At 62.0% G+C, this 16509-nt stretch carries 15 protein-coding genes; 5 read left to right on the top strand and 10 right to left on the bottom strand.

Translation table 11 applies throughout. The annotated features are described in order from the left end of the window. Window positions 1-112 precede the first annotated feature (112 nt). From ACR30Z_RS13610 to ACR30Z_RS13620, 3 genes are all read left to right on the top strand, one after another. Complete coding sequence (locus ACR30Z_RS13610) at window positions 113-907, top strand: peptidylprolyl isomerase (protein WP_208759931.1); 795 nt, start codon at window positions 113-115, stop codon at window positions 905-907. Between the two features lie 66 nt (window positions 908-973). Next, on the top strand, window positions 974-2533 hold the full coding sequence (locus ACR30Z_RS13615; RefSeq protein WP_434373060.1) for a DUF349 domain-containing protein: 1560 nt from the start codon (window positions 974-976) through the stop codon (window positions 2531-2533). Window positions 2534-2633: 100 nt separating this feature from the next. Continuing rightward, window positions 2634-3242 (top strand): hypothetical protein, encoded by a 609-nt coding sequence (locus ACR30Z_RS13620; protein WP_434373061.1) that lies wholly within the window; start codon window positions 2634-2636, stop codon window positions 3240-3242. Here ACR30Z_RS13620 and ACR30Z_RS13625 read toward each other — a convergent pair. The 9 genes from ACR30Z_RS13625 to pdxT form a co-directional block, all read right to left on the bottom strand. Next, entirely contained in the window at window positions 3239-5632 is a 2394-nt protein-coding gene (locus ACR30Z_RS13625) for a RelA/SpoT family protein (RefSeq protein ID WP_434373063.1), read from the bottom strand. The two genes, ACR30Z_RS13620 and ACR30Z_RS13625, sit on opposite strands and share 4 nt — an antisense overlap. Before the next feature lie 162 nt (window positions 5633-5794). Continuing rightward, window positions 5795-6784, bottom strand: a complete 990-nt coding sequence (gene secF, locus ACR30Z_RS13630) for a protein translocase subunit SecF (protein WP_144648400.1) — start codon at window positions 6782-6784, stop codon at window positions 5795-5797. Beyond that, complete coding sequence (gene secD, locus ACR30Z_RS13635) at window positions 6784-8535, bottom strand: protein translocase subunit SecD (RefSeq protein ID WP_144648401.1); 1752 nt, start codon at window positions 8533-8535, stop codon at window positions 6784-6786. The genes secF and secD overlap by 1 nt, the downstream gene beginning before the upstream one ends. A 114-nt stretch (window positions 8536-8649) precedes the next feature. Then, the gene (gene yajC, locus ACR30Z_RS13640) at window positions 8650-9033 is read right to left on the bottom strand and encodes a preprotein translocase subunit YajC (RefSeq protein ID WP_434373064.1); all 384 of its coding nucleotides are present in this window, start codon (window positions 9031-9033) and stop codon (window positions 8650-8652) included. 145 nt (window positions 9034-9178) lie between these two features. Continuing rightward, the gene (gene ruvB / locus ACR30Z_RS13645; RefSeq protein WP_144648403.1) at window positions 9179-10255 is read right to left on the bottom strand and encodes a Holliday junction branch migration DNA helicase RuvB; all 1077 of its coding nucleotides are present in this window, start codon (window positions 10253-10255) and stop codon (window positions 9179-9181) included. Next, a complete protein-coding gene (ruvA, locus tag ACR30Z_RS13650) occupies window positions 10248-10892 on the bottom strand; it encodes a Holliday junction branch migration protein RuvA (RefSeq protein WP_434373065.1) in 645 nt (214 codons plus the stop codon). The genes ruvB and ruvA overlap by 8 nt, the downstream gene beginning before the upstream one ends. 79 nt (window positions 10893-10971) lie before the next feature. Beyond that, the gene (gene ruvC, locus ACR30Z_RS13655) at window positions 10972-11550 is read right to left on the bottom strand and encodes a crossover junction endodeoxyribonuclease RuvC (protein WP_144648405.1); all 579 of its coding nucleotides are present in this window, start codon (window positions 11548-11550) and stop codon (window positions 10972-10974) included. Between the two features lie 44 nt (window positions 11551-11594). After that, the gene (locus tag ACR30Z_RS13660) at window positions 11595-12350 is read right to left on the bottom strand and encodes a YebC/PmpR family DNA-binding transcriptional regulator (RefSeq protein ID WP_090821706.1); all 756 of its coding nucleotides are present in this window, start codon (window positions 12348-12350) and stop codon (window positions 11595-11597) included. Between the two features lie 3 nt (window positions 12351-12353). Then, window positions 12354-13055, bottom strand: coding sequence for a pyridoxal 5'-phosphate synthase glutaminase subunit PdxT (pdxT, locus tag ACR30Z_RS13665; protein WP_144648406.1), 702 nt, complete (start codon window positions 13053-13055; stop codon window positions 12354-12356). A gap of 102 nt (window positions 13056-13157) precedes the next feature. Between pdxT and ACR30Z_RS13670 the strand changes: the two genes are divergently transcribed. Together ACR30Z_RS13670 and ACR30Z_RS13675 are read left to right on the top strand one after the other, a co-directional pair. Beyond that, complete coding sequence (locus tag ACR30Z_RS13670; protein WP_144648407.1) at window positions 13158-14486, top strand: Mur ligase family protein; 1329 nt, start codon at window positions 13158-13160, stop codon at window positions 14484-14486. Next, window positions 14483-15244 (top strand): type 1 glutamine amidotransferase, encoded by a 762-nt coding sequence (locus tag ACR30Z_RS13675; RefSeq protein WP_434373066.1) that lies wholly within the window; start codon window positions 14483-14485, stop codon window positions 15242-15244. The genes ACR30Z_RS13670 and ACR30Z_RS13675 overlap by 4 nt, the downstream gene beginning before the upstream one ends. Here the strand turns inward: ACR30Z_RS13675 and ACR30Z_RS13680 are convergent, their stop codons facing one another. Further along, window positions 15245-16501: a CapA family protein gene (locus ACR30Z_RS13680; RefSeq protein WP_434373067.1), complete on the bottom strand. Its 1257-nt coding sequence runs from the start codon at window positions 16499-16501 to the stop codon at window positions 15245-15247. Window positions 16502-16509 lie beyond the last annotated feature (8 nt).

Here is a 16509-nt window from a genome sequence, read left to right on the forward strand (position 1 = left end):
TGCATAAACTATGTGCGGCAGCCAGTTTATGCTTTCCGCGCGTGCACATCTAATGCAGCACGCCCGGGTTCCTGTCGGCAGCCAACGAACGTGGACACAATCAGGAGGACTCTTGGCAACAAGGTCGCGGGATGACCGCGAAGCGAAACGGCGCATCAGGCAGATGGAAGCCAAGCGTGCCCTGCGGCAGGAACAGGGCAAGCGGCGCAAACGCGACAACACCATCGCCATCGGCGCAGGAACCGCGGCGGTGATTCTTGCCGTCGTTCTGCAATTGACGGTGTTCAGCTCGAATCCCACCGAGGCTGAGTTCGCCGCGGCCGAAGCCGGGCTCAGTTCTCCGTCCGCTTCACCGGCGGCCTCAAACAGTGCCGACATTCCCAGCCCCGACACTGCCGCGGGTAAAACCTTCACTGGTGAGCTCGCCTTGAACAGCGGCGTCATTGGCGTTGAACTGAACGGAACCGCTGCGCCACAGGCTGCCGCGGTGCTCAAGTCGCTGAGCGACGCCAGCTACTACAACGGCGCGTTCTGCCACCGCCTGACCACATCCGAAACGTTTGGGCTCCTGCAATGCGGCGCGAAGACCGAAGATGGCGCCGATGACGCCAACTACCGCTGGGGGCCTCTGGAAAACACTCCGGCGGACAACAAATACCCCGCGGGAACGATCGCTGTTGCCCGCACCGGGAACGACGCCTACGGCAATGGCCACCAGTTCTTCATTGTGTATAAGGACACCACCATCCCTGCGGACACGGCCGGTGGCTACACCGTGGTGGGCAAGGTAACCAGCGGTTTGGACGTGGTCACCACGATTGCGGCCGCAGGCCTCAAAGCTGGCGTAAACACCGGCGACGGCGCCCCTGTGGCACCTGTCACGATAGACTCGTTTTCTCTGAAGTAACCAGCTCCAGGCCCCGGCCCGGGGTGCATTACCTTAGCAGTCCCTCCAAGCGAAAGACTTTTAGCGGTGACAGACAGTCAGAAATCCGACGAAACAGCAGCAGTGGCCAACGAAGAAGCAGTCGAGGCGACCGATACCAACAGTACGGAAGCGTCCGCTCCTGTATCTGCAGAACAGCCCGTGACCGCAGAAGAGCCAACCCCGGCTGAGCCCGCAGCCTCCGCAGCGGAGGAACCCGCTGCAGTGGCTGAGCCTGCACCGGCGGCTGCACCTCGCCCTACGCCGTCTCCGGCGCCTTCCCCCGCAGCGTTTGCGGCCCGGCCCAAGGCTCCCGCCGCCGTCGTGCCTGCCGCTCCGGCAGTGTCCGCGGCGACACTTGCTGAAGCAGCCAAATGGGGTCGTGCCGAAGGTGACGGCCACGTCTTCCTGACGCTGGATGGTGAGGAAATCGCCGTCGGCCAATACCCAGGCGTCAGCCCCGATGAAGCGCTGGGCTACTTCGCACGGAAGTTCGACGACATCATCGCCCAGGTGGTCCTGCTCGAACACCGGGTGGAGTCCAAGGCACCCGCAACGGACATGCAGAAGACTGTCACCCATCTGCGTGAGCAGCTCGCCGAACGGAACATGGTGGGCGACATCCGCTCCGCCGAGTCCCGACTTGACGCCCTGTCCACCCAGATCGTGGAGCTGGAAAAGTCCGAAAAGGCTGCCCATGACGCCGTCCGCGCCTCCGAACTTGCAGCCCGGGAAGCCATCGTGGCCGAAGCGGAGTCCATTGCCGGCCAGGATCCTGCACAGATCCAGTGGAAGACCTCCAGCGCCCGCATGAACGAACTGTTCGAGACATGGAAGGCTGCCCAGAAGAGCGGCGTCCGGCTCGGCCGCAGCAACGAAGACGCCCTGTGGAAGCGGTTCCGTTCAGCACGAACAGTGTTTGATCGACACCGCCGGGCCTACTTCTCCCAACTGGACAGCAACAACTCTGCTGCCAAGTCCGCCAAGGAAGCCCTGATTGCGGAGGCCGAGGCACTGTCCTCGTCCACCGACTGGGGATTCGCTGCCGGCGAGTATCGCCGGCTGATGGACCAGTGGAAGGCTACCCCTCGCGCCAGCCGCAAGGACGACGACGCCCTGTGGGGTCGGTTCCGTGCGGCCCAGGACGTATTCTTCAGCAATCGCCAGGCGGCCAATGATCAAATCGACCAGGAATACACTGCCAACCTGGCCGTCAAGGAACAGCTGGTAGCCGAGGCGCAGGCCCTCCTTCCCATCAACGATCTCAACGCCGCCAAGAAGGCCCTCCAGTCCATCCGGGACCGTTGGGAAGAGGCAGGCAAGGTTCCGCGCGCAGACATGGGTCGCATTGAGGCTGGCCTTCGCAAGGTGGAGGACGCTGTGCGCGACGCTGAAGAAGAGAAGTGGCGCCGGAGCAACCCCGAGACAAAGGCCCGTACCAACAGCGCCTTGTCTCAGCTGGAGACCGCCATTGCCGGCCTGAAGGAAGACCTCGAAAAGGCGGAGAAGGCAGGCGACCAGCGCCGTATCAAGGCCGCGCGCGAGGCCTTGGAAGCACGCCAGGCTTGGCTTGACCAGATCCAACGCTCGGCCAGCGACCTCGCTTAGTTCTTTTCTGCGTTTCGCTTGATACAGGCTCCGTTCCCGTTATCCACATAACCGGGACGGAGCCTGTACTCGTTAGGCCGCTGCGCGGAATGATCAATGGATGGTCCCCGCTGCAACCACCCCGCACTTAGTCGAGCCGGTCATCCCTGAGCTCTACTCCCCCAGCCGAATCTTCACCTGGCACGAATTGCAGGGGATGGCCTTGGATGGCATCCTGCTGCCCCTCTACGGCAAGAGCTACGCCTCACCGGGTGTGGCCGTCACGCACCGGCTGCGTGCCCGTGCAGCGGCCCTGACCGTCCCGGAACGGATTCGCACCAAGGTGGTCGCCGGACGGCTGACAGCAGCATGGATCTACGGCTGCGCCAAACCTCCAGAGCATTTGTCGCTCTTGGTTGACGCGAAGCACCGGATATCCAGTTTGCGAGGCACCACCCCATGCAGCCTCCATGAGGTGCGGCTTGGACAGCTGGATGTCGTGAGCCTGGGTGGAATGCTGGTGAGCAGTCCACTCCGTACGGCCGCGGACATCGCCCTCCACGTCGAAAAAGACCGCGCCCTGCCCGCGCTAAGGCGCCTCCTGAACCGGAAGGAACTCGGGATCAGGCTGCGCCTCCTCATTCTGGCCGTGGAGGCATCACCAAGAGTGCCCCATAAAAAGCGGGCGTTGGCCACGCTTTCGCGACTGGCTGATGAAGATGCGACTTAGCTGCGGCGCCGGTTGCCTGTGGTGCGGTAGACGTCGAAGACACCGTCGATGCGGCGCACGGCGTTCAACACGTGGTGCAGGTACTTGGGATCACCCATCTCGAAGGCGAACTTCGAGATGGCTACTCTGTCGCTGGAAGTGTGAACCGATGCGGCGAGGATATTGACGTGATTTTCGGACAAGATACGCGTCACGTCGGACAGGAGGGACTTCCGGTCCAGCGCTTCCACTTGGATTTCCACCAGGAAGACACTGGACTGCGTGGGTGCCCACTCAACTTCGACGATCCTGTCCGGCTGGTCACGGAGACCCGAAACGTTAGTGCAATCGGTTCGGTGGACGGATACGCCCGATCCACGGGTAACGAAGCCCAGGATGGGATCAGGCGGCACAGGCGTGCAACACCGGGCCAGCTTGACCCAAACATCGCCCACGCCGCGGACAATGACGCCCGAATCAGAGAACTTGGACTTGGCAACCTGCGTGGGAATACTGACTTCATCGAGGTCTTCGTCCGGCGTTTCATGGCCGCCCAGCTGCTCCATGAGCTTTTCCATGACGGACTGGGCAGATGTATGCCCGTCGCCGACCCCCGCGTAGAGCCCGGAAATGTCGACGTAGTGGAAGTCCTCCGCGACTGCCGACAAAGCATCGTGAGTCATGAGCCGCTGCAATGGGAGGTTCTGCTTCCGCATGGCGCGTGTCAGCATGTCCTTGCCGCGGTCGATCGCTTCTTCGCGGCGTTCCTTGGTGAACCACTGACGGATCTTATTGCGCGCACGGGCCGATTTAACGAAATGCTGCCAGTCCTGGCTTGGTCCGGCACCTTCCGCCTTGGAGGTGAAGATCTCCACCCAGTCGCCATGGTTCAGCTCACTGTTGAGGGGAACCAGTTTGCCGTTGACCCGCGCACCAATGGTGCGGTGTCCCACCTCCGTATGAACGGCGTAGGCGAAGTCCACAGGCGTGGACCCCGCAGGAAGTGCCATGACTTCGCCCTTGGGCGTGAACACGAAGACTTCCCGGGCGTTGATTTCGTACCGCAGGGAATCCAAGAACTCCCCAGGATCGGACGTCTCCTGCTGCCAGTCCACCAAGGACCTCAGCCAGCCCATGTCGCCGTCGCGTGGGCTGCCCGGGCCTTGGGCTGTCCTGTTGGGCTGATCCTTGTACTTCCAGTGCGCAGCAACACCGTATTCTGCACGGCGATGCATCTCGTGGGTACGGATCTGGATCTCCACTGGTTTCCCACCGGGACCTATGACGGTGGTATGCAGCGATTGGTACATATTGAACTTCGGCATCGCGATGTAGTCCTTGAACCGACCCGGAAGGGGGTTCCATCGCGAGTGCAGGGTGCCAAGTGCTGCGTAACAGTCGCGCACCGAATCGACCAGGACACGAACCCCCATGAGGTCGTTGATGTCGTCAAAGTCCTTATCCCTGACGATCATCTTCTGGTAGATCGAGTAATAGTGCTTGGGCCGGCCGGTGATGGTGGCTTTGATCCGGGCGGTCCGGAGATCGTCGGCGATCTGGTTGCGGATGACGCTGAGGCTCTTCTCGCGCTCCGGCGTCCGATCTCCCACCATGCGGACTATTTCTTCGTACACCTTGGGGTAGAGAGCCGCAAAGGACAGGTCCTCAAGTTCCCACTTGATGGTGTTCATACCCAGGCGGTGGGCCAGCGGCGCGAAGATTTCGAGTGTTTCGCGGGCTTTGCGCGACGAAGACTCCGCGGAAACGAAGCGCCAGGTACGTGCGTTGTGCAGGCGGTCGGCCAACTTGATCATCAGGACACGGATGTCCTTGGCCATCGCCACAACCATTTTGCGGACGGTCTCCGACTGGGCGGCCTCGCCAAAGCTGACCTTGTCCAGCTTGGTCACGCCGTCCACGAGCATGGCGACTTCAGGACCAAAGTCCCTCGTCAGGTCAGCGAGCGTGTACGGAGTGTCTTCGACGGTGTCGTGGAGCAGGGCCGCGGCCAGAGTCGTACCCGTCATACCGAGCTCAGCCAGTATGGTGGCTACTGCGACGGGGTGGGTGATGTAAGGATCGCCGCTCTTGCGTTTCTGGCCCTGGTGGCTTCGCTCTGCTACGGCAAAGGCGCGCTGGATCAGGTCAAAGTCTTCTTTGGGATTGTTGGCCCGAACAGTCCGCAGCAGGGGCTCAAGGATCGGCGAGTACGGAGCGACGCCGCGGCCGGTGAGCCGTGCCAGTCGGGAACGAGTGCGCTCACGCCGCCCCGGAAAGGTTGGACGCACGCCGGGAGTATCGACCGGTACCGCACCTGCGGTCCGTCCAGCCACGCTCGTTGCCGGAACCGCCACAGCACTGCGGCCGTCTTCCCCGCCCGCCGGTGGTGCCGACGTCGCACGTTCTTCCACAGAAGTACCCCTCACAACCGATTTAATTCTCCCAGTCTATTCCCGCAAGTGAATGCTTCTGCAACTGGACAGCACATGACGATGACAGCGGCAAGTCAAAGAGCCGGTCCCCGCGCTGTTGCGGGGACCGGCTCTTTGGCGAAACACTGGGCTGCAGGGACCTTAGACCGTGACTTCAGCCCTGCGGTGCGCTACCTTCTTGGCCTGCTTCACGAGTTCCGGTTCTCCCTGCCGCAACCAGGCGTACAGGGGTGCAGCGATGAAGATCGTGGCCGCGGTACCGATGAGGATGCCCACGAACAGCGCCAAGGACAAGTCACGCAATGTTCCCGCGCCCAAGAGACCGGCACCGATGAACAGGATCGCCGCCACCGGGAGGACCGCCACCATCATGGTGTTGATGGAACGGACCAGGGTTTGGTTGACAGCAAGGTTCACCTCTTCGCCAAACGTGCGGCGTGTGGAGGTGGAAATATCGGCTGTATTCTCGCGGATCTTGTCGAAGACCACCACGGTGTCATACAGCGAGTAGCTGAGGACGGTCAGGAAGCCGATGATTGCCGACGGCGTCACCTCGAAGTCGCTCAGTGCGTAAACACCCGCTGTGGTGAACATCGTGACGAGCATGCCAACCAGGGCGGACAACGACATCTTCCAGGTCCTGAAGTACAACGCCATCAGAATGGCGGCCAAGCCAACAAAGACCACCAGGCCGATGAGTGCCTGGCGCGTGACATCCTGTCCCCACGTGGGGCCTACGAAGTTGGATGTCACTTCGTTTTCCGTGACACCGTAGGCGGTTGTGAGGCCGTCCTTGATGCGGTTGGTCTCGTCATCGGTCAGCTGATCCGTCTGGATGCGCATGGTGTTTCCCGCGACATTGGCGACGCGCGGAATCGCACCCGGAACGACGTCGTGGACGGCCTTTTCGCCCAGGCTTGCATCCGTGGTGCTCACGTTCGAAACGGTAAACTCCGAGCCGCCGCGGAACTCGATTCCCAGGTTGAAGCCACCCTTTGCCACCGGAATGAGGATGGAGAGGGCCACGGCCACCGCCGCGATGATGAACCAGATCTTCTTGGAATTGACGAAGTTGTACGAGCGCTTGCCCGTGTAGAGCTCATGGCCGAAGGTTGCGAAGCTCGTGGTCATTACTTCTCCTCCTTGGTGCCGTTGGAAGTACCAGTCAGCTGGCCCTTCTCGGCGAGGCGCCGTTCGGCGATGGTCATGCGTCGTTCGGCTTCAGCCACGGCGCCGGAGTTGCGTGCGCGCACGGGCTTGGGCTTCTCATCCGGAGCCCGAAGCCTGCCGGCGCCGCGGTACAGCGGTATGGCGCCAAGGCGGTCCGGCGAGAGTCCGGAGAACCGGTGTCCTTCGCCGAAGAACTTGGTGCGGGCAAGAACCTGCAGCATGGGGTGCGTGAACATGAAGACCACGAGGAGGTCGGCCAGGGCCGTCAGGCCCAGGGTGAACGCGAAACCGCGCACGTTGCCCACCGCCACGAAGTAGAGGACCAACGCGGCCAGGAGGTTGACGGCCTTGGAGGCCAGCACGGTGCGCTTGGCGCGCTTCCAGCCGTTCTCGACGGCGGAAACAAGTCCACGTCCTTCGCGCAGCTCATCACGGATGCGTTCGAAGTAGACGATGAACGAGTCGGCGGTCTGACCAATGGCCACAATCAGGCCGGCCACCCCTGCCAGGGACAAGCGATAGTTTTCGGTCCACCCGAGGATGGCGATCGCCAGATACGTCAGGACACCGGCCACCACAAGGGACGCAATGGTGACCAACCCAAGGGCACGGTATTGGAAGAGTGAATAGACAACAACCAGCAACAAACCGATCATGCCGGCCAGCAGACCGAGCCGCAGCTGGTCGCCACCGAGTGTGGCTGAGATCTGCTCCTGCGATTGGATCTCGAAGCTGATCGGCAGCGCACCGTAGCGCAACTGGTCGGACAAGGCCTTGGCGGACGCCTGCGTGAAGTTGCCCGTAATCTGCGGGCGGCCGTCAGTGATGACGGCAAGGGAACGCGGCGCGGAAATTACTTTGTCGTCGAGGACAATAGCGAACTGGGACTTGGGATCGTCGGTACCCTGCGCCTGTGCTGCCACATAGTACTGGTTGAGCCGCTCGGTGACGGCCTTGAATTTCGCGGTGGCATCCGCGTTGAAGACGATGTTGACACCCCAGGAGTTGGTCACGGAACCCTGTGCACCCTGAACCTGGGAGAAGGTGGAATCGCTGATGTCCTGCCCCCTGACCTCAACCGGACCAAGGATGTACTTGACCGCGGGAGTCTGGGCGGTGGCTGCCTCGCAAGTCACCAGGGGCTTGGCGGGATCGGAGCGGTCGCGCCGTTCGGTGGAGGGATTGACGCAATCGAGTGCTTCGAATTCCTTCTGGACTTCCGGAGTGATCCAATTGGGGTCGCTGGCGTTGGCCGGCTCCGCTGTCGGCTTGTTCAGCTGGTCTTCCGGCGTCCGGGACTCGACAGGAATGGCGGCGGGGTCGGCCGCAGCGATGACCGGGCGGAAGTTCATGTCGGCCGAAGCCTGGATGAGGTCCCGGGTTTCCTTGGAGGGTGTACCCGGAAGGCTAACCACCACGTTGCGGCCGGACTGCGTGCTGATTTCCGCTTCGGCCACGCCGGAGCCGTCGACACGCTGCCGAATGATGGCAACTGCCTGGTTGAGCTGCTCCTCATTGATCTCGCTGGAACCCTCCACCCTGGGGGCGAGGATCATCTGGGTTCCGCCTTCGAGGTCCAGGGCAAGCTTGGGAGCCCAACTGGCATTGCCAGTCACCACTCCGCCAGCCAGGACAGCGGTTAGTACAACGAATATTGCTCCAAGCCAAGTCAGCACCCTGCGGGCTGAGTTTTTGGGGCCGGTCCGTGCCATTATCGATCTTCCTGTTATCGCCGAACAGCCGCCGGCGCACGCTGGTGAGCGTCAGCCGGCGGCTTTCCGCTGCCGTAGAAGTTGTCCTCCGCGGTGTTGCCGCGGTTGACGATGCTAGTTGTCCTTCTTGTCCTCTTTGTTGAGGCGCGCAATGGTTTCTTCCGGCGTTTCGACGGCTGCGGGAGTTTCAGTCTCCGCTGCGGTCAGGGAAGAAGCGTCGTCCGGAACAACCGGGGCTTCCTCAGGGGTCGTCTCGACCACCTTGGTGACGGCCTGGCGGTGAACCGTGGCCTCGTTGCCCGGGGACAGCTCGATAACGACCTTGTTCTCAGCCTCGTCGATGGAAACGATGCGGCCAAACAGACCGAAGCTGGTCATGACATCGACGCCCGGAGCGAACTTGGACTGCATTTCAGCCTGCTGCTGCTGGGTCTTCTTGTTGCGGCGGAACATCATGAAGACAAAGAGTCCAAGCATGACGAACAGCAATATGGTCATTGGATCCACAGGGAAGTTCCGTTCTGTACTTACGTTTTGGTTCCCGGCAACGTCCCTGGCAGATCCGCGAAGCGGGCGCATGGATCAAGGACTCGAACGTGCCGAGCGTCATACCAGTCTAGAGGGAAAACCTGAACACGGCGTGTTAACCAACGGTATCTACGCTTTCGGCGTGGTTTTCATCCTCACCGAACAGCGCCAAGGTCTCTTGGCCGAAGACTCCCGACGGCACCGCATATCCCAAGTGCGTCCACGCGGATGCCATGGCTATGCGCCCGCGCGGCGTACGTCCCAGCAAACCCTCACGCACCAGGAACGGCTCTGCCACGGTCTCAACGGTTTCGGGTTCTTCGCCCACGGCTATCGCCAACGTGGACAGGCCGACGGGGCCGCCATTGAACTTGGTAATCAGCGCCTCCAGCACAGAGCGGTCCAAGCGGTCCAAGCCACGCTCATCCACTTCGTACATGTCCAAGGCAGCTGACGCCGAACGGGCGTCAATTTGCTCAATCCCATGGACGAGAGCCCAGTCACGGACCCGGCGAAGAAGGCGGTTGGCGATACGCGGCGTACCTCGCGACCGGCCTGCGATCTCGGTAAACCCGGCAGAGTTCACTTTCAGGTCCAGCAATCCGGCGGAACGTCGAAGGACGAGTTCGAGCTCAGCCACCGAATAGAACTCCAGGTGCCCCGTGAAACCGAAGCGGTCCCGAAGGGGCCCAGGCAGGAGACCGGCACGGGTTGTGGCGCCCACCAAAGTGAAGGGTGGGAGTTCGAGGGGAATGGCTGTTGCGCCGGCGCCCTTTCCAACGACGATGTCCACGCGGAAGTCTTCCATGGCCATGTACAGCATTTCCTCTGCGGGCCGGGACATACGGTGGATCTCGTCGAGGAACAGAACCTCGCCCTCGGACAGGGAGGAAAGGATGGCAGCCAGATCCCCGGCATGCTGGATGGCCGGACCGCTGCTGATGCGCAGCGGCGCGTTCATCTCGGCTGCAATGATCATGGCCAAGGTAGTCTTGCCCAGCCCGGGAGGACCGGACATCAACACATGGTCGGCACTGCGGCCGCGCATCTTCGAGGCTTCAAGGACGAGTGCAAGCTGCTTGCGGACCCGGTGCTGGCCCACGAAGTCATGCAGGTTCTTGGGACGGAGGGCAGCCTCAATGACCCGCTCCTCCGGCTCCTCTCCCCCGCTGACGAGTGATTGTTCAGCCACGGCTGCCTACGCGGTTGCCGGCGCGTGCACCATCTTGGCCCAGCCAACGCAGCGTGGCGCGGAGGATTTGGGCTACGTTGCCCGCGTCCACAAGCTCGGGAGAATCGGCCATGGCTTTGTCGATGCTGACCGTGGCGTCTTTCTCGGACCAACCCAAGCTGGTCATGGCCGCAACTACCTGCGGCTTCCATTCGGCCTTGATGGCGTTTTCCGGGGCCGTAGTGGTACCCGTGCCATGCGGAACCAGCTTTCCGGCGAGCTCCAGCACAATCCGCCCCGCAACCTTGGGCCCGATGCCGGGTACTTTGGTGAAAGCCTTGCCGTCACCTGTGTGAGCAGCGACCCGAATCGCCTCAGGCTCGTGGACAGCAAGCACAGCCAACGCCAGGCGGGGACCAACCCCGCTCACGCTCAGCAGGACATCGAAAACTTCGCGTTCGTCGTCGTCCGCAAAGCCAAACAACGTGAGCGAGTCTTCCCGGACGATCATGGAAGTGAAGAGCTTGGCTTCAGTACCCACTTTGAGGTGGCTCAAGGTCTGCGGGGTGGCGAAGACGCTCATGCCCGCACCGTTGAGGTCAATGACGGCGGTGGACAAACCAACGTGGGCTACGGTTCCACGGAGAAAACTGATCAAGACCCGGCTCCTGAATTCTTACGGCCAAAGCGGACTATCCGAACATATCTACGAATACCCTAGCAAGGGCAGCCGACAATCACCGCGCGCGGCGCGCTTTCGCTTCGGCTTCGGCCCACGCCTTTTGGGCCGGGGTGAGGGTACCCGCACCGGAGTTGCCGCCGGCAGCGCCCATCCCGTTTCCGGCACGCCAGGCGTGCGTCAAGGCCAAGGCAAGGGCATCAGCGGCATCTGCAGGCTTCGGCGGGGCATCCAAACGCAGAATCTTTGTCACCAACTTGGTGACGGCATCCTTGTTGGCCGACCCACTGCCGGTCACCGCGGCTTTGACCTCAGACGGTGTATGCAACGCGACCGGGATGCCGCGGCGCGCCGCCGCCGCAATAACGACGCCTGACGCCTGGGCCACGCCCATCACGGTGCTGACGTTCATCTGGGAGAAAACACGTTCGACGGCGACGACGTCCGGCTCGTGCCGGTCCAGCCATTCATCGATGGCTTCGGCAATGACAAGCAACCGCTTGTCCAGTGTCAGTTCGGCAGAGGTACCTACCACGCCGACCGCAACCATCGTGGCCCGCCGGTTGCGCTCGATGTCCACCACGCCGATTCCGCAACGGGTAAGGCCCGGATCGACTCCCAATACGCGAAGAGTCAAGTCCGGGCCTTCCTGGTGGTTATCAAAATAAGGTGCTGCCCCGCCTAGTCGGCGTCGAGGGCAGCCTGCACTTCCTCGCTGAGGTCCGCATTGCTGTACACATTCTGGACGTCGTCCAAATCTTCCAGCGCGTCCACGAGCTTCATGAACTTCCTGGCGCCATCAACGTCGAGGTCCACCTGCATGGACGGGACGAATTCGGCTTCGTCGGTTTCGTAGTCGATGCCCGCTTCCTTCAGGGCGTCGCGGATAGCCTGAAGGTCCGAAGGCTCGGAGTGGATTTCCCAGTTCTCGCCGCTGTCCTTGACTTCTTCGGCGCCGGCTTCCAACACCGCCATCAGGATGTCATCTTCGCTCAGGCCGTTCTTCGGCAGTACGACTACACCCTTGCGGGCGAAGAGGTAGCTGACGGACCCGGGGTCGGCAATGGTGCCGCCGTTACGCGAAATGGCCAGGCGCACCTCGGAGGCAGCCCGGTTCTTGTTGTCGGTGAGACACTCAATCAGCAGAGCAGAGCCTTGGGGACCACGGGCTTCGTACATGATTTCGGTGTAGTCGACGACCTCACCCGTGAGGCCCGCACCACGCTTGATGGCGCGGTCGATGTTGTCATTGGGAACCGAGGTCTTCTTTGCCTTGGTGACGGCCAGTTCCAGGCCAGGGTTGCCGGCGAGGTCGGGGCCACCCATGCGGGCAGCTACTTCGATGTTCTTGATCAGCTTTGCGAACGACTTTGCACGCCTGCCGTCAATGATGGCTTTCTTGTGCTTGGTGGTCGCCCATTTGGAGTGGCCTGACATGCTTTACGCTTCTCCTCTGATCATTCGAATAAAGAGTTCATGCACGCGTTTCTCCCCCGTCACTTCCGGATGGAAGGAGGTGGCCAGCAATTGGCCGGAACGCACTGCAACAATTCTAGCCACTCCGTGCAAAGTAGCCGTGTGGCTGGCGTGGTCCGGATCAACCTGCGCCAGGACTTGGACGTTGGGACCCACTCGCTCTACCCAGGGGCCACGGATGAACACGGCGTGAACAGGATCCACGCCCGACTCTCCCGCGCTGAAATCCAAACCCTTGAAATCAAGGTCGGTTTCGAAGGATTCGCGCTGGCGGCCAAAGGCATTGCGACGCACCGTGATGTCCAGGCCGCCAAAGGTCTGCTGGGGATTTCCTGCGAGGTCGGTGGCAGGATCTGCGATTTCATCAGCCAGGAGGATCATGCCGGCGCAGGAACCGTAGACGGGAAGGCCGTCCGCGATCCGCTTCTGCAACGGATCGCGCAATTCGAAGATCCGGGACAGTTTGTCGATGGTGGTGGATTCTCCGCCCGGGATGATCAGGCCGTCGATGTCGTCGAGCTCGGCGGGCCGGCGGATACCCACGCCGGTGGCGCCAGCAGCCTCCACAGCGTGAATATGCTCGCGGAAGTCGCCCTGGAGAGCCAATACGCCGATCCGGAGTCCTGAACCCACGCGCGATGAAGCATCGGAAAGGGGTTTGGTCATTCGACCATCATAGTGGCCTGTGTCCATCTCAACGTTCCGAATGACGGTGGGGTACCGCCAGCGGGCCGGGTTCCATGCCTTAACTGGGATATATTACAGAGCATGCTTTCCTTCAGCGTCCCCCTCGGCAAGCTGGTCCGCACACTCTCCCGGCTTCGGGGCGGTGGCTCGGCTTTTCCCGGCCTGGTGGTTGAAAAAATCGACCCCGGCTTCATGCAGCGAACGCTGGCTTCACTCCCCCACGGCGTCGCGGTGGTCAGCGGCACCAACGGCAAAACCACTACCACGAAGATGGTGGTGGAACTCCTGGAAAGCCAAGGCCTGAAGGTCTTCACCAATCGCACAGGCAGCAACTTCACCCGCGGGGTGGCCGCATCGCTCCTCGGGGAGGTCGACTGGCGCGGACGCCTCGACGCCGACATCGCCATCCTCGAACTCGACGAAGCCCACGCCGTGCACTTCGTTAACAAGGTCCAGCCCCGGTTCAGCCTCCTGCTGAATGTCCTTCGCGACCAACTGGACCGCTTCGGCGAAATCGACAAGACCGCCCGCTTGTTGGAACACATCGCCTCCAAGACGACGGACACCGTGGTCCTGAACCGCGAGGATCCGCGCGTGGCAAGAATCGCCGACACCCTCAATGGCCTTGATGCCGTTCACCACCCCAGCGTGCGCTACTTCGGCCTCGACGAATCGCTCCGCAGCACTTTTCCCAACGATGACGAGATGCGCACCGGAAGCGGCCCTTCCCCGTCCGGCACTCCCGTTGCTGCCGCAACCGGTGACATCGTCGCCCTGCCGGCCGCCGACGTCGTACTCCGCCGGGTAGGTGCCCAGGACGCCGACTTCGAGTTCGACGGCAAGACGGTCACCACAGCCATGAAGCTGCGCGGCGTTTACAACATCTTCAACGCAGCTGCCGCTTTGTCCTTGGCGCGGGCCGTCCTGGGAACAGGCCCAGTTGACACTCCGAAGCTTGTGAAGGCGTTGGGCGAGGTGGCGCCCGCCTTCGGTCGAGGCGAAAGCCTTACCGTGGATGGACAGCCGCTTGAATTGGTGCTGGTTAAGAACCCAAGCGGTTTCCGGCTTGGCCTGAAGTCTTTTCCGGCCGGCGGCTACGCCACCATGATCGCCATCAATGACAACTACGCGGACGGACGTGACATGTCCTGGCTCTGGGACGTCGAATTCGAGTCCCTTCGAGAAGACGGCGTGGAGGTCCTGACCGGCGTCCGGGCCTATGACATGGCTCTACGCCTCCAGTACGACGAGGTGCCCTTCGGCGTGGTGGAACCGGACATCACCGCTGCCCTGCGCACGTTCATCGACGGTTCGCGCGGCAAGCCAAAGCGGGTCTTCTGCACGTACACGTCCATGCTCGCCATTCGCCGCGAACTCGCCAAAATCACCATAGTTGAGGTGGTCTCATGACTTCGGAAACACAGCCGACGCCCCGGGAAACACATCCCAGCAAGGGAACCATCCGCGTGGTCCAGCTCTACCCGCGGGAAATGAACATCTACGGCGACTGGGGCAACGCCCTGGTCCTCCAGCAACGCATCAAATGGCACGGCTACACGCCGGAGCTGCTGGAGTTCAACGTTGGCGACGATTTTCCCGAAGACGTCGACATCATTGTGGGCGGCGGGGGGCAGGACAGCGGCCAACTCGTTATCCAGGACGACCTCCAGGCGCGAGCAGAACAACTGAGGCAGCTCGCCGACGAGGGCGCTCCCATGTTGGTGATCTGCGGGCTGTACCAGCTTTTCGGGAAGTTCTTCAAGACCAGCACGGGACCCACCATTCCAGGAATCGGCATCCTGGACGTCGAAACCCACGGCACGGATGAACGGCTGATCGGCAACGTGATCATGAAGTCAGCCGAGTTCGGTGACATCCTGGGCTACGAGAACCACAGCGGTCAGACCACGCTCGGTCCCGGCGTCGAGCCTCTCGGAACCGTCACCAAAGGCGCGGGCAACAACAGCAAGGATGGTCATGAGGGAGCCCGCTACAACAACGTGGTAGCCAGCTACCTGCATGGATCGTTGTTGCCAAAGAACCCTGCCATTGCCGACTTCCTCATCAGGACGGCGGCAGAACGCAAATACGGCACCTTCGTTCCGGGAGCGCCCGACGACGATTACGCCCGCCTCGCGCGCGAACACGCCGCCCGCCGTCCGCGGTAGCTACTTTTCCTTGGTGATCAGGAGCTCATGGGCTCCAGCGGTTGCGGCTCCCATGGACTCAACCACCGCTTTGGTGCGCTGATAGGTTGCCGCGTCAGCCTCCGGTGTTGCGCATACACCCTGCGGGGCATCGCTGGCCACTGAGCACCAACGGTAGGGGTCGCGGACGATCACCGATGGGGCCCAGGCCAAATCCGAGGCAACCCAGGCGCCCGCGGCATTCTGGCTGAACTGTGCCCTGACCAGAAGCCCTTCATTGTTGACGACGTACCATGGGGACAATTCCGTAACGCCATTGCCCAGCCCGTACACGATCCAGGTGCCCTTGTAATTCTCGATCGGGAGCACCGAGTGGGTATGGTGCCCGTAGACCATGGTGAACTGCCCGCTGTCGATCAAAGCATGTGCGACTTCCTGCTGCTGGGTGTTGGCTTCGCTGGCGTACTCATCTCCGGCGTGCATCACGCCCAAGACGATGTCGGCGCCAAGCGCTTTGGCCTGGGTTGCCTTCGCAATCATGACGGCCGGATCCAACTCGTCCACAAGCCACGGGTACTCCGGGATCTGACCGTTGTGCCCGTAGGTCCCGATGATGATGGCCACTTTGGCAGCATCGGTCTGGATCATCAGGATTTCCTTGGACGCCGCTTCCGTTCGGTAGGATCCTGTGTGCTTCAGGCCGGCGGCGTCGAGGGCGTCCAGGGTCCGGAGCAGACCGTCGGTTCCACGGTCTATGGTGTGATTGCTCGCCGTCGTACACGCTTGGTAGCCGACATCCTTGGACGCGGTGATGATCTGAGGCGGCACGTTGAACGACGGATAGGCCGAGAACGGCCCCTCGGGAGTTGCCACCGGGGTTTCCTGATGGCAGATGGCGAGATCGCTGTTGGCGATGTAGCGTCGCTGTCCTTCCAGAAGTGGAACGAAGGTGTAGCCCGGCAGTCCTGCCGCTGCGGCGTCCGCCCGGGCTTGCTGCCACAACTGGGTATGGACCAGCATGTCGCCGGTGACTGTAATGGAGGTGCATCGCAGTTCGGGGCACGCTGGGCCTTTGCCCGGAGTCGGGTTCGGAGCAGGAGTACGCGCCGGCGCGGGCGTCTCAGTGGCAGGGGCCGAAGCGGCACTGCTCCGGTCCTGGTCATCCGTTTCAGCAATGACCCCGCAGGCGCTCAACGTCACGGCCAGAGCCAGGACGGCCAGTCCCATCGCCGCCTTAAGAGGACGAGATACTGCCTCTGAAGATGTGATTTTCCCCATGGATTTCA

It is taken from the genome of Paenarthrobacter sp. FR1, from assembly GCF_051106045.1.
GTDB classification, from domain to species: Bacteria; Actinomycetota; Actinomycetes; order Actinomycetales; family Micrococcaceae; genus Arthrobacter; species Arthrobacter nitroguajacolicus_A.

What these genes read in the sequence shown, in the direction of transcription:
- secD (WP_144648401.1), bottom strand. Translation starts at nt 8,535, where the DNA reads ATGGCACGGACCGGCCCCAAAAACTCAGCCCGCAGGGTGCTGACTTGG.
- pdxT (WP_144648406.1), bottom strand. Translation starts at nt 13,055, where the DNA reads ATGACCAAACCCCTTTCCGATGCTTCATCGCGCGTGGGTTCAGGACTC.
- secF (WP_144648400.1), bottom strand. Translation starts at nt 6,784, where the DNA reads ATGACCACGAGCTTCGCAACCTTCGGCCATGAGCTCTACACGGGCAAG.
- ACR30Z_RS13670 (WP_144648407.1), top strand. Translation starts at nt 13,158, where the DNA reads ATGCTTTCCTTCAGCGTCCCCCTCGGCAAGCTGGTCCGCACACTCTCC.
- ACR30Z_RS13680 (WP_434373067.1), bottom strand. Translation starts at nt 16,501, where the DNA reads ATGGGGAAAATCACATCTTCAGAGGCAGTATCTCGTCCTCTTAAGGCG.
- ACR30Z_RS13675 (WP_434373066.1), top strand. Translation starts at nt 14,483, where the DNA reads ATGACTTCGGAAACACAGCCGACGCCCCGGGAAACACATCCCAGCAAG.
- yajC (WP_434373064.1), bottom strand. Translation starts at nt 9,033, where the DNA reads ATGACCATATTGCTGTTCGTCATGCTTGGACTCTTTGTCTTCATGATG.
- ACR30Z_RS13620 (WP_434373061.1), top strand. Translation starts at nt 2,634, where the DNA reads ATGGTCCCCGCTGCAACCACCCCGCACTTAGTCGAGCCGGTCATCCCT.
- ACR30Z_RS13660 (WP_090821706.1), bottom strand. Translation starts at nt 12,350, where the DNA reads ATGTCAGGCCACTCCAAATGGGCGACCACCAAGCACAAGAAAGCCATC.